Raw genomic sequence first — 12,524 nt, 5'->3', positions numbered from 1 at the left:
GGCGCCCTTAATTATTGAATTGCATCTAAACGGTTATGGTTTAGAAGGATGCAGCAGTTTCCTTAGCCAGTTGCAATCCGTTTTCAATGATTTCAGCAGATTGTGCTGGAAGTTGGTTGTGGCCTTCGATGATTACTTGTGTAATATCTTTAATTCCCCACAGGTTAAGGTTACCAACGATGAAGTTTACTGCCATTTCAGCACTTGCTGCAGGACCTTCAGAGTAGATACCGCCTCTTGCATTCAGAACAATTGCTTTTTTACCTGTCAAAAGACCAACTGGACCTTCAGCAGTGTAAGAGAATGTTTTACCAGCTTGGCAAAGGTAATCTACATAAGTGTGCAATACAGCAGGTACAGTCATATTCCACAGTGGGAAACCGAATACTACCTTATCTGCAGCGATGAACTGGTTAAGATATTTATTAACGATAGCGGCACCAGCTGCTTCTTCAGGTGTTGCTTCGTATCCTTGAGCGGCTTTATACATACCAGTGATCAGGGTATTGTCGTAGTATGGAAGTTGCTCTGCGAACAGATCAAGCTCAGTGATTTCATCTTCTGGGTTGTTGAGTTTGTAGCTCTCCAAGAATTCATTGTAAAGCTTAACACTTACGGATTGTTCTGCTGGACGGTTGTTTGCTTTAATAAATAGAACTTTAGACATTATGATTTCTCCCTTGCATGTGTGTATTTAATATTAACTATATTTAATATAGCATGTAATCTTTTGTTTGTAAATTATTTTTTTGTCATTGAAATTTGTTTACGCTCAAGGAGTTTGAAAAAATGAAAACAAGGTTAATAGGAGATACAAGAGAACAGGAAATAATTTCCTGTCTCTATAAGTTCCAGAATGATCTAAAAGGAGCGATTGACATGTCCATCGATCGGTTTATCATTAAAAAATTGGACAGCTGTCACGAAGAGCATACGCGTCAGAATTTAGTGAAGCTATTTAGACTTCGAATCCAAAAAGCTGAAAAAGCAGAGCAGAAGAATTACAAGATCAGCTGATAATTGCTTAGCTCTACCTAATAGTAGATTTTTCGCTGAATGAGACAGAGTCCTTGGGTTAAAAAAGTCCGTAAATATAGCAGAGCAGTGATCCTCCCGTTAAGGGGGATCACTGCTCTGCGTTTTTAGTCTTGGGCAGATTGTTTCAGCTTAGAATCAGCAAAGGAAGCTGACCGACCACAAACGTTACTTTGGCAAGTGACATTGTAGCGTCAGGTAACCCGCTACCTCTAATCTGCTGACAAATGCAAAGTCATTTGTCGAGTTACACACTAAGTGACCTTCCAAGTTATCCTCAGCGGCCAACGGACTCAGATGACGTTATATGCGAATTTTTAGTCATTAGAGCAGAGTTTCGGACTCCAGCGCAGCTATTTAGCTTTTTGAGGTCGTTAATTAGTGTTTTTCGTGCCAATAGTGACTCTGGGGTCCGATAGGATTCCAAATGAGCCAAAAAGCTGCGATTAAGGTCAACTGAGTCCGAAAGCATCCAACAATGAGTCCAATAGCAGTCAGCTATGTGACTAGTCAGTAAACAGCAATTCAATTTTGCTATATAGCAGTCCCAAGTCGAACCAAAGCAAACCATGCAGAACTCAAGCAGAACCAGACAGAACTAAGGTCGCATACTTTAATAGTAGAAGCTATGTATGTGTAAATGGTATCTAATACAAATGATGGCTCGGATTTAGATCAAGATGCTAGAGGGAGCTCCAAAATGGTCAAGAGTCCCAGCGGCTATTATAGTGTTAAGTGACAACTCCCTGGAATGTCATGTAACCCGCTATACATACATCTGCACCACCGAGTAATAAACATCCATCGCAGGCAACGGACTCAGATGACGTTATATGCGAAATTACTGGCATTAGAGCAGAGTTTCGGACTCCAGCGCAGCTATTCAGCTTTTTGAGGTCGATAATTAGTGTTTTCGTACCAATAGCGACTCTGGGGTCCAATAGGATTCCAAATGAGTCAAAAAGCTGCGATTAAGGTCTTCTGGGTCCGATAGCAGTCGGCTATGGGATGGCCGGCAAGCAGCAATCTAAAATGTGCTATGAAATAGCACAAAGCAGTACAAAATAGCACCAAGCAGAACCAAGGATGATTTTGATAGTAGAAGCTATGTATGCGCAAATGGTATCTAAATCAAACGGAGTGTCATTTTGGATCAAGTTTAGCTTCAAAAAGAAAACGAGTCTAAGCAGCAATTCTTAGTTGCTTAGGACGCTCTTTATTAGAAGCGTAGGACTGCAATGTTGTGACAAAAAAACTACCCCTCCATTAATAGAGGGATAGCGCCAATGAATCATTTTCACTGTAACTGTGCAATATAGCTTCAGAGCCTTTAATTTCGATACTAATCAGAGAATTGAGGCATTTCTGGAGGGCACTTTTGCCCTTTTGAATTTTGAGCTCCAGCGTACTGTTAAGTAATCTAAGTACTTTTTGAGTGGGCTGTTTATTTTCTGTTGTGAAATACACAGGTACAAGTTTGTTCTGAAATGTGATGAGCATTCTCATTTTGAAATCACCTCGCTACAAGTATTTCATGTTAATGATCATACCCCTTGTTTCTTAATTTTACCTTAAAATTAGCTTATGATAACATAAAGATTGCTAGTTTAATATACATTTATATGTAATACAGGAAGGATACAATAATGTGAATGAGAAAGAACGAACGGATTTAACGGATTTAACGGAATTTTTATTTCCAGATCGGGTAACCGACCAAGTAGTATTAAATGAATTGTTAAATACTGCGCCTACAGCAGAAAGGATAGGTAGATTCAAATATAGAGAGAAGGAGAAAACTAAAGATCTGTGTTTGCAAATACATAAGGATAAAATACTAGCCTACTGCAATAATACACCGGACTCTCCTCCGTGTGTGCTGAAGAGCAGAGATGAAACAGAGAGCTTTTGTCTCGAGTTGTTCGAATGTGAGAGAGCGATGGAGCCCTTTGCTCACGGGATTCCGGCGTTGCTAATGTCAAAAAAAAGGTTTGAGGAGCTGAAAAAAGGCTCGGATTCCTCTACGGTTCACAGTCTCTCAGAGTGTTTAGCTGCAGAGACAGGGGATGACGTCCATTCCAACCATCTTGCACGAGTGATGAAATGCTTCGACGCAGAGGGAGAATTACGACTTTGCATTTCTAGTGATAATGGCTGGAAGTTTCAGTATGCTAGCTTCATAAGCGATCATTCAAGTGGCTGGTTGCTGCGAATGAGCAGCGATCCTTCCCAAGACTGGATTGTAGCTCTTCCTATATCGAAAGCACAATTATGTAGTTCAGTGGCAGAGTGGGTATTAGATTCCTCCTCTTTTCCTACTTCACAATAACCGTTGAATAGGGAGGAAGAGTAAGCTGATCTGAATTTAAGGTCACTTTGTCAGCAGTTGTCTTTTGGATCTTGGTGTAAGAGATACCTTCGACATTTGGATGAAGCGTAATGATTTGTTCATCTCCAGTTAGGTTATGAACAACGAGGACTTGATCCTTTGTTGTTATACGTTCGTAGGCCATTACCCCTACATTGCCAGAAGTGTAGTCTCGAATTCCGCCATCACGGAGCGCAGGGACTTCGTTTCTTAACGCAATGAGTTCGCGGTATCTTTTAAGCAGTGAGCTGCTGTCGTTAGTCTGGCTTTCGACATTAATGCTAACATCATCAGCGTTATTGCTGCCGACCTCCCAAGTAGTCTGCCCCTCACCCTGATCCGCTGTCATCCATCTCATGGGCTCACGAATTCCTTCATCTGGTTTTACACCAAGCATTCCTATTTCTTCACCATAATAAATAAAAGGATTTCCAGGCAAGGTTAACAGCAGGGCTGCTGCCATTTTTGCATGATCCAGATTGCCGTCTAATTGACTCATGACTCTGTTTTGATCATGATTTGTCAAAAAAATCGCATCGGTAAAATGGCTCTCAGATATTTTGGAGTACAGATTATACGTACGTTCCAGCGTAAAGGCAGTCCCGCTGTCTTTTTCAGTTTTCACGGAATTAATAAGAGTCTCTGCTAAACCAAAGTTAAAGCTGGAGTCAAAGGCTTGATCCAAATAAGTCCCTACGGTGACTGCAGAATTCTCCCATACTTCACCAACAATATAAGCTTGAGGATTCACTTCATTCATCGCTTTGCGGAAATCCTGCCACCAAAATACATTTTTATGGGTTGTGGCTTGGCTTTTGTCGGTTAGAAGGTCTTCGTAAATATGTTTAGCAGCGTCTAAACGGAATCCATCAACCCCTTGTTCCAGCCAAAACTTGCCGATATCCTTCATTTCATTACGAACTTCCGTATGATCAAAATTTAGATCAGGCATGCCTTCCCAAAAGCCACCTAGATAATGACTACCCAGTAAAGAGTGCCATGCATTGCCACTACCAGCGGCACTGGCTCCATTCGCAGGACGTCCTTGATCTTCAGCCCATATGTACCAGTCGCGATATTTGCTGTCCTTATTTTTAGCGGAATCTACGAACCAAGGATGTTCTTTGGAGGTGTGATTCACGACCAAATCCATAATTACTTTAATCCCACGTTTATGCGCCTCCGTAACGAGCTCCTGTAAATCCTCAATCGTCCCATAATCTGGATTGATTGCACGATAATCAGTCACATCGTAACCATGATAGCTTGGTGAAGGGTTGATAGGCATAAGCCAAATCCCTCCGATCCCCAGATCGTCTGTGGTGTCAGGATTTCCGTCATTTAAGTAATCTAATTTTTTGGTAATCCCTTTGAGGTCACCGATGCCATCCCCGTCAGAGTCATAGAATGAACGAACAAAAATCTCATAATAAACCGTTGAGGGTTGTTCGTCAGTAGTTATCGTTTTTGCAGCGGGAGGTGTTGTAGTATCCTGAACAGTATTTGCTTTTGGCGATGGAAAAGGGGAGGCAGAGGAAGGGATATTGTTATTATTTCCTGAACAACCGGATAGCAGAAAGGCAGTTAAGCTAAGACTCAAAAGTCCGTTTATTGTGTGTTTTTTGGTGATAGGTGTTGCTCGTTTATCCATATAAAATAACCCCTTCTGCTGCAATTTTCCTATAAAGGAAATGGTAAGCGCTTTAATTCTTATAGTACTGTAATCAAATCCTCAGGTAAAACGTTTGCACAGATATAAAAACAGCAAATCCAGTGATATTTATCCATAAATTCAATAAAAACCGCTATTATCATGGATATTCTTTTAATTCCCCACGATATTCGGGATTTTAACCTTTCAGTAGGCATGTGCATATGCTTTAAGCAAGGGCGAAGGACCCGGTAAGAAAGGAGAATGAAGAATGAAGATTCGGAAAAAGCTGTCATTGTCGCTCATGATCATTACTTTATGCTTTTCAGTACTTGCCGGTTGCGGCGGAAAGTCAGAGACGGTAAAGGTGAAGATTGGGGAGGTTACCCGCTCTGTCTTTTATGCACCCGAGTATGTTGCCTTGACTCAAGGTTTCTTCAAAGATGAAGGGCTGGATGTAGAACTGCAGACGATTCCCGGTGGCGATAAAACGATGACCGCATTGCTTTCAGGTGCTATTGATGTGGCGTTGGTTGGTTCAGAAACCTCCATTTACGTGTATCAGCAGGGCTCGGATGATCCGGTCATTAATTTTGCACAGCTGACTCAAAGGGATGGAACTTTCCTGTTCGCCCGGAAGGCTGATGGAGATTTTAATTGGGATAAAGTGAAGGGCTCTACTTTCCTTGGTCAAAGAAAAGGCGGAATGCCACAAATGGCAGGCGCGTTTACTTTATCTAAAAAAGGAATTGATCCTGCGAAGGATATTACCTTGATCCAAAATATCGATTTTGCTAATATTGCCGGTGCATTTGCTTCAGGTACTGGTGATTATGTGCAGCTGTTTGAGCCGCAGGCCTCTATCTTCGAACGAGAAGACCGGGGAGCTGTAGTGGCATCGTTTGGGGTAGAGAGCGGTTATTTACCTTACACAGTATTTATGTCAAAGAACAGCTATATAAGCAAAAATGGGGACACCGTGCAAAAGTTCACTAATGCCATCCAGCGTGCTCAGCTTTGGGTGAAGGAACATAGTCCTGAAGAAATTACGGATGCCATAATAACTTATTTTGATAAAACGGATCGTGACATTGTGATTTCTGCTGTAAAACGCTACAAGGAACAGGACACCTACGCCATTAATCCGGTTGTTGATAATGAAGAATGGAATAATCTGCTGGATGTTATGGATAACGCAGGTGAACTTAAAGAACGTGTTCCAGCAGAAAAAATCGTGAACAATACTTTTGCTGAAAAAGCTGAAAAGACCATAAAGAGCAGTGGCTCTAAATAAGAGAGATAAGATCCTAAATGGATTTTGTTAACTATAAGGAGGGGATGACCTTGCTTCCAGTAGTGCAATTAAAGGGAGTAACGCATGCCTATCTCGGCGATCGGGAAGCTTCACTGGCCGTTGAGGATCTAAATCTTAATGTCGAGCAGGGAGAGTTCGTCAGCTTAGTAGGTCCAAGTGGCTGTGGCAAGACGACTCTCCTATCGATTATTGCCGGACTGCTGCAGCCCTCTGAGGGTGAAGTATTCGTAAATGGCCAACCCATTCTAGGCCCTTCACCTGAGGTTGGATATATGCTGCAGCAGGATTATCTTTTTCCTTGGCGGAGTATTCTAGACAATGCTGTGCTTGGACTGGAGCTTACCGGAAGCTTAAACGAGGAGAGCCATAAACGGACTTTGGAGCTGCTTCGCGAGATGGGATTAGAAGGGAAAGAACATGCCTATCCTTCTCAGCTATCCGGAGGGATGCGGCAACGGGTGGCTCTTGTACGAACATTAGCTACCAATCCAGGACTGCTGCTGCTAGACGAGCCGTTCTCGGCACTTGATTATCAGATCAAACTTCAGCTGGAGGATTTAGTCTCAGAGACCTTACGCAGCCGGGGAACCACGGCTATTTTGGTCACGCATGATCTGTCAGAAGCGATTGCGGTCAGCAATAGGGTTATTTTATTGCAGCGAAATCCAGGGAAGATTCGTAAAGTGTTTCCTGTTCCGGAGCTAATCCGCTCAGCCCCACCGCTGTATGCGCGTGATCAGCCAGGGTTTGCGGAGCTTTTTCATGAAGTATGGACAGAGATGGAGATCGCAGGGAGGGAAAGCTAATGAAACGAACAGAGCAAGCGGGAGTTTTAGCTTCCCGTGAACTGTGGCTGCAGCAAATGCATGTGGATTTCAAAAAAAGAAAGCAGCGCCAGCGTAATCAGGTAATTGCTGTAAGAAGCAGTCTGTTGCTGCTGTTCTTTGTGCTGTGGGAAGCGGGAGCAAGAATGGGCTGGATTGATGAGTTATTGTTCAGCTACCCGACAAAAATCTTCAAGCAGATTTGGCAGGATATGATCAGTGGAAGCTTGTGGCCTCATTTGGGGATGACGGTAGGAGAGACTGCGGTAGGGTTTGTTCTGGGAACCTTGTTAGGAACGCTGCTGGCAGTGATTATTTGGTGGTCTCCGTTTTTATCAGCGGTGCTTGATCCGTTTATGGTTGTCTTTAACAGTATGCCGAAGGTGGCCTTGGGGCCGATTTTTATCGTAATGTTCGGGGCGGGTTTCACCGCTATCGTTGTAACAACCTTATCGATTACGGTGATCATTACTACACTTGTTGTTTACAATAGCTTTTGTAGTGTGGATCCTAATCTGGTGAAGGTGGTTCGTTCTTTTGGAGCTTCTAAAGTTCAGGTGTTTTTTAAAGTGATTCTTCCGGCATCTTTTCCAACGGTTGTCTCTACCCTAAAGGTGAATGTGGGTATGTCATGGGTCGGGGTTATCGTGGGAGAGTTTCTAGTAGCAAAATCCGGTCTTGGGTACCTGATCATATATGGATTCCAGGTGTTTAATTTCACGCTTGTGATGTCCAGTCTGCTGATTATCGCAGCCGTAGCAACGGCAATGTATCAACTGGTAGTGTATCTGGAGAAGCGCTTGTTATACCGGCGGTAAGTCTAATGTAACGTTGTGTCCGTACACAAAATCTTGTAACATGTCTATATCTTTACCTATTAACGGTTAGTGCTTTTAAGGAGAGATAGGGTTATGGGATTTCGTGTGATTAAAACAGCTGCTGCGACGTTAATGTCCGTTCTTCTCGCGTCTGCAGTAGGCATACCCAATGCACAAAGTGCAGGGCTTTTAGCCATTTTGGGTGTGGAGGTTACCTTGAAAAGGAGTTTCCGGACGATAACGGCGCGTTTTTTGGCCTCGCTCGTGGGACTCTTTTTTGGGTGTATTTTATTTTGGATATTAGGATTTCATTACTGGGTGCTTGGACTATACGTTCTGGTTGGCTTTCCGATGATTGTGAAGTCCGGCTACAAGGAAGGGATTGTCACTAGCTCTGTTATTGTGTTTCGTGTTTTTGGACAAGCTGAGTTATCGCTTCATGTGTTGTTGCAGCAAGTAGAGCTTCTGGCCATAGGTCTCGGTTCAGCGGGGGTGGTTAACTTGATTTACATGCCACAGACCGGGGGAGTTATTTATGGAATCCGCAAGGAAGTGGATAGATACTTTTCAGTTATTTTTACTCAGATGGCCCGTACTTTGCGTGAACCTGCGTATATGTGGGATGGCAAAGAATTAATTGATGCGGATAATGCAGTGCAGCGGGGACTGACTGCCGCTACTCGTGAGATGGAGAATCATGTGATTCATCCTGATGAAGCTTGGAATGTCTATTTCTATATGCGTAAGGAGCAGCTGGAATCGATTCAAAGCATGATGCAGCTGATTTCTCAAGTATATCGCCATTTACCGCATGGAGAGATGGTAGCTGAATTGTTCGACCAGCTTAGCGGAGATGTTTTGGCTGAAGAATATACAGGCCGCACGGAACATTTGCTGGAAGAGCTTGAACAAGAATTTGAAAGCATGGATTTGCCGGAGACACGTGAGGAATTCGAAGTGCGATCAGCGATTCTGCAGCTTTGCAGAGAATTGGCACTTTATTTGAAAATTGCGAAACGCCATAAAATACCGGTCAGCTATAAGCCTGAGAAACGTTTGCTCACCCGGAAAAAAGCTTAAAATTAGGCTTTAATAAAGTGAAGTATTAACATTCGCCCCTGAAATCACGATAAAATATGTATGAACTAAAAGTTGATCTCCGAAAGGGATTAACAATTATAGGGTGAGTTCAAATTCAAGCAGGAAATTCATATACGAATTTTCCGCATTGGCAGGTGAGGCGTATGGACAAAGATATGGAATCATTTATCGGAAAACAACTTGTAGCTAACCTCTTTAATGACAAAGGAGTATTTGTTTTACCCGCATTGACTTTATTGAGTGCTGAACATATTAGATTAATTCGACAACATAAGATCACTCTGGAATCTCATGACGTCGTCCAGCTGGATAGCGCGGAATTTTTCCAGCTTGCAATTGATGATTGTACAGCTGCGATTGAGAATATTTTTGAACAGATTCGTCATAACAAAAATAAAAGAATTCCTATGCTGGAAGTTAGAAATGAAGTGATTCCGTTTATCCAGCAGGTAAGCGAAAAGAATGACTTCTACGGAGTATTGGCTGCTTTGCAGACCAAAGATGATTATACATACAGACATAATGTAGCCGTGGGCATAATATCTACCTTGCTAGGCAAATGGCTGAAGCTAAAGTCTGAGGATTTGAGCATGTTGACCATTGCAGCGACTCTTCATGATATCGGCAAAATGAGAATCCCGGATGACATATTAACCAAGCCCGGTCCATTATCCGACGAAGAGTTTCAGCTGATGAAAAAGCATACGACCTTTGGGTATGAGATGATCAGGGATACGGTAGGCACAAACCATACCCAAGCGCTAGTAGCCTTACAGCATCATGAAAGAATGGACGGCAGTGGTTATCCATTTGGTGTGCTTGGGAACCGGATTACTGATTTCAGTAAAATCGTTGCTGTGGCTGATGTGTTTCACGCGATGACCTCCGACCGTTTTTATCGCAAAGCGGCTCCTTTATACGAAGTATTACTGCAAATGGAGGAGAGTGTGTTCGGTAAGCTCGACCCTTATATTTGCAGAGTGTTTATTAATAAGTTAATGCAGTCAATGCTAGGGAACGAAGTGGAATTGACAGATGGGCGAAAAGGAAAAATTGTTATGATTCTTGCTACAGACCCTTTGCGGCCACTGGTGAATATTGATGAGGATTTTATTGACTTAAGCAAACATAGATCGCTTGGAATTGTGCGGGTAATCCCGCAATAGCTGGTGTTTTAAGGTTTTTTGAGGGGTCAGGAATGGCTCTGGAACAGGTTGGACCATTTTTGGAATCTACTCATATATGTACAAATTTTGAAATAAAATGAACTATGAGTCTCCTGAAAAAGCCTTCTTGAGGGCTTACTCAAATTTATTTATAGTCTAACAATCAACAAATGCCTAGAACCTGCATACACTTGATAGTGAATGATTGTATGGAGGAGGTTCAAAGATGTCATTAAGCCATAAACGTCAAACAAGGGAGATCATTACGAAGGCAATTTGCGGCAAAGGTCGTAAGTTCTCTACAGCAACCCATACCGTGACTCCGCCACATCATCCGACTAGTATTTTGGGGGCTTGGATTATCAACCACCAATACGAAGCGGTTGCCGCCGGGAACGGAATCGAAGTAATTGGTACTTATGATGTAAACATCTGGTACTCGTACGACAAGAACAAGCAGACCGAGGTAGCAAAGGAAACAGTCTCTTATGTGGAGCTCATCCCGCTTTCCTACCTGGACACGAGACACCGCACTTCAACAGTTGAGGTCTCTGCGGAGGCAACGCAGGAACCCAACTGTGTAGAAGCGGGCGTATCGCCAGGCGGAGGCAGTGTGACACTTCGCGTAGAGCGCGAATTCGAAGTGGAGTTGGTGGCTGAGACCAAAGTCCGTGTGTATGTCACTGAGCAAAGTGATGATCCAGAAGACAAGGATTATGATTTTGAAGGTGATAGCTTCGATTACGATGATCTGGACCCTGACAATCTGGATGATGAGCTGTAAGGAAGGATACGCCGCCGTTAACTGAGTATCAATGGGTTATGGTCCATTATATGTAGGGAGTGCGGCGGCGTAGAGGGCGAATGCCCTCCTTTTTTTTATTTATTTTTAGGATGAAAAAAGGTTCACGCTCGGATGGAGGCGCTAAAGAGTATGAATGAAGGTCTTAAGGTGTATTCAGAATTGTCTGTGGCAGAGAGAGAGTCTAGATTGCTTAGAAGCGGAGTTGAAGCAACGCTGACGCCATCTGTAAAACGTTTTGTCGATACATATGCTTCACACGCTACTGAGAAGGGGCACAGGCAGTGTTATAAGATATTGGTTTATCATTTGACTGTGCTCCACATCTCTTTGCTTGGAGCGGGTCTTGGAATGCGTGCGGCCACCGATAATTATAGCGAAGCTGTGAGCTTTGCTAATGCCGAGAGCAATACCACGGGAGGCCGAGTGCGGGGAGAGCTTCGCGGGGTGATGAAATTGCTCCAGCGGATTGCTGTCCGCACGCTGTACAGCTTGGGGCTGGATAGCGGTGAGGTACTGCTGAGGGCAATGGGGAACCGGAGGTATGTGGTGGAGGGAGTCACTCCACTAGTAAAGACCTCCGGGCAACGATTGCCCGAGCCTTATCGTTCCGCAGCGTTAGCGCTGGAACGAGAGCTGGCTCTGGAGCAGCCGGGCCGCAGCGGCTTGCTGATGGGTATGGACCCGGAGTTCATCATCCTCCGGGAATCCACCGGCCGCGTCGTGCCTGCGTCGCGGTACCTGCCCACGGACGGCGTCGCTGGCTGCGACGCCGGACCTCCGGGAACGCGCGGCGCGTTCCCGGTCGCCGAGCTGCGCCCTCAGCCGCGCGGGGAACCGCGCGCGCTGCTGGCGCAGCTGATGTCCGCCGCGGCGCTGGCGGACCGGCTCATCGCCGACCGCTCGCTGCGCTGGCGGGCGGGAGGCATGCCGCTGACGGGCTGGGCCCTCGGCGGCCATCTGCACTTCAGCGGCGTGACGCTGACGGCGCCGCTGCTGCGCGCGCTCGATAACTATCTCGCGCTGCCCATGCTTCTACTCGAAGACGTCCGCGCAGGGGCGCGTCGTCCCCGATACGGCGTGCTCGGCGATTTCCGGACTCAGCCGCATGGCGGCTTCGAGTACCGGACCTTGCCGAGCTTCCTGGTATCCCCGGTCATCGCTAAAGGCGCGGTCTATCTGGCTCATCTGATCGTGAGCCATTATGAGGACCTGACGCAACGCCCGCTAGACCGGGAAGACCTGCATATCGCCTACTACAGCGGCGATAAACCTCCGCTGCGCGCCGCAATCCCCCCATTGCTGGCGCAGCTGCGTTCCCTAGGCGGCTACGAGATTGCCGCCCCCTATATCGAGCCTTTATTCGAATATATTGCCGCTGAGCGGACGTGGGATGAGTCGCGTGATATACGTGAGTTATGGTGCAGCAAAGTAAAAATGTGAT

Annotated in this window: 12 protein-coding genes; 9 read left to right on the top strand and 3 right to left on the bottom strand. The window is 44.9% G+C overall.

Annotation, left to right across the window (positions count from 1 at the left end; all coding sequences use genetic code 11):
* Positions 1–40 precede the first annotated feature (40 nt).
* Complete coding sequence (locus tag PODO_RS16690; RefSeq protein ID WP_038571605.1) at positions 41–667, bottom strand: FMN-dependent NADH-azoreductase; 627 nt, start codon at positions 665–667, stop codon at positions 41–43.
* Positions 668–789: 122 nt separating this feature from the next.
* Here PODO_RS16690 and PODO_RS16685 point away from each other — a divergent pair, with 122 nt between their 5' ends.
* Positions 790–1,017: a hypothetical protein gene (locus PODO_RS16685; RefSeq protein ID WP_038571602.1), complete on the top strand. Its 228-nt coding sequence runs from the start codon at positions 790–792 to the stop codon at positions 1,015–1,017.
* Positions 1,018–2,301: 1,284 nt separating this feature from the next.
* Here the strand turns inward: PODO_RS16685 and PODO_RS16680 are convergent.
* Positions 2,302–2,541, bottom strand: coding sequence for a hypothetical protein (locus PODO_RS16680; RefSeq protein WP_036687997.1), 240 nt, complete (start codon positions 2,539–2,541; stop codon positions 2,302–2,304).
* Between the two features lie 142 nt (positions 2,542–2,683).
* Here PODO_RS16680 and PODO_RS16675 point away from each other — a divergent pair, with 142 nt between their 5' ends.
* A complete protein-coding gene (locus tag PODO_RS16675) occupies positions 2,684–3,364 on the top strand; it encodes a hypothetical protein (protein WP_038571599.1) in 681 nt (226 codons plus the stop codon).
* Here the strand turns inward: PODO_RS16675 and PODO_RS16670 are convergent.
* Positions 3,351–5,054 carry an alpha-amylase family glycosyl hydrolase gene (locus tag PODO_RS16670; RefSeq protein ID WP_052097095.1) on the bottom strand — a complete coding sequence of 568 codons (1,704 nt, stop codon included), beginning with the start codon at positions 5,052–5,054 and terminating at the stop codon, positions 3,351–3,353. The two genes, PODO_RS16675 and PODO_RS16670, sit on opposite strands and share 14 nt — an antisense overlap.
* A 271-nt stretch (positions 5,055–5,325) precedes the next feature.
* Here PODO_RS16670 and PODO_RS16665 point away from each other — a divergent pair, with 271 nt between their 5' ends.
* The 7 genes from PODO_RS16665 to PODO_RS31725 all read left to right on the top strand — a co-directional run bounded on the left by PODO_RS16665 (position 5,326) and on the right by PODO_RS31725 (position 12,523).
* Entirely contained in the window at positions 5,326–6,348 is a 1,023-nt protein-coding gene (locus PODO_RS16665; protein ID WP_038571597.1) for an ABC transporter substrate-binding protein, read from the top strand.
* 50 nt (positions 6,349–6,398) lie between these two features.
* Positions 6,399–7,175, top strand: coding sequence for an ABC transporter ATP-binding protein (locus PODO_RS16660; protein ID WP_038571596.1), 777 nt, complete (start codon positions 6,399–6,401; stop codon positions 7,173–7,175).
* Complete coding sequence (locus tag PODO_RS16655) at positions 7,175–8,011, top strand: ABC transporter permease (protein WP_036687759.1); 837 nt, start codon at positions 7,175–7,177, stop codon at positions 8,009–8,011. Before PODO_RS16660 ends, PODO_RS16655 begins: the two co-directional genes overlap by 1 nt.
* A gap of 93 nt (positions 8,012–8,104) precedes the next feature.
* The gene (locus PODO_RS16650) at positions 8,105–9,091 is read left to right on the top strand and encodes an aromatic acid exporter family protein (protein WP_036687757.1); all 987 of its coding nucleotides are present in this window, start codon (positions 8,105–8,107) and stop codon (positions 9,089–9,091) included.
* Between the two features lie 164 nt (positions 9,092–9,255).
* The gene (locus PODO_RS16645) at positions 9,256–10,278 is read left to right on the top strand and encodes an HD-GYP domain-containing protein (RefSeq protein ID WP_051491532.1); all 1,023 of its coding nucleotides are present in this window, start codon (positions 9,256–9,258) and stop codon (positions 10,276–10,278) included.
* A 226-nt stretch (positions 10,279–10,504) separates the two neighbouring features.
* Positions 10,505–11,062 carry an outer spore coat protein CotE gene (locus PODO_RS16640; protein WP_036687755.1) on the top strand — a complete coding sequence of 186 codons (558 nt, stop codon included), beginning with the start codon at positions 10,505–10,507 and terminating at the stop codon, positions 11,060–11,062.
* Positions 11,063–11,671: 609 nt separating this feature from the next.
* Positions 11,672–12,523, top strand: coding sequence for a putative amidoligase domain-containing protein (locus PODO_RS31725; protein WP_218918650.1), 852 nt, complete (start codon positions 11,672–11,674; stop codon positions 12,521–12,523).
* Position 12,524 lies beyond the last annotated feature (1 nt).

It is taken from the genome of Paenibacillus odorifer, assembly GCF_000758725.1.
GTDB classification, from domain to species: domain Bacteria; phylum Bacillota; class Bacilli; order Paenibacillales; family Paenibacillaceae; genus Paenibacillus_AQ; species Paenibacillus_AQ odorifer.
The sequence above is the reverse complement of the archived record's forward strand: the minus strand, read 5'-3'. Positions and strand labels throughout refer to the sequence as shown.

Excerpts from the sequence above, each read along its gene's own strand:
- PODO_RS16690 (WP_038571605.1), bottom strand. The coding sequence starts at position 667 with ATGTCTAAAGTTCTATTTATTAAAGCAAACAACCGTCCAGCAGAACAA.
- PODO_RS16685 (WP_038571602.1), top strand. The coding sequence starts at position 790 with ATGAAAACAAGGTTAATAGGAGATACAAGAGAACAGGAAATAATTTCC.
- PODO_RS16680 (WP_036687997.1), bottom strand. The coding sequence starts at position 2,541 with ATGAGAATGCTCATCACATTTCAGAACAAACTTGTACCTGTGTATTTC.
- PODO_RS16670 (WP_052097095.1), bottom strand. The coding sequence starts at position 5,054 with ATGGATAAACGAGCAACACCTATCACCAAAAAACACACAATAAACGGA.
- PODO_RS16665 (WP_038571597.1), top strand. The coding sequence starts at position 5,326 with ATGAAGATTCGGAAAAAGCTGTCATTGTCGCTCATGATCATTACTTTA.
- PODO_RS16655 (WP_036687759.1), top strand. The coding sequence starts at position 7,175 with ATGAAACGAACAGAGCAAGCGGGAGTTTTAGCTTCCCGTGAACTGTGG.
- PODO_RS16650 (WP_036687757.1), top strand. The coding sequence starts at position 8,105 with ATGGGATTTCGTGTGATTAAAACAGCTGCTGCGACGTTAATGTCCGTT.
- PODO_RS16645 (WP_051491532.1), top strand. The coding sequence starts at position 9,256 with ATGGACAAAGATATGGAATCATTTATCGGAAAACAACTTGTAGCTAAC.
- PODO_RS16640 (WP_036687755.1), top strand. The coding sequence starts at position 10,505 with ATGTCATTAAGCCATAAACGTCAAACAAGGGAGATCATTACGAAGGCA.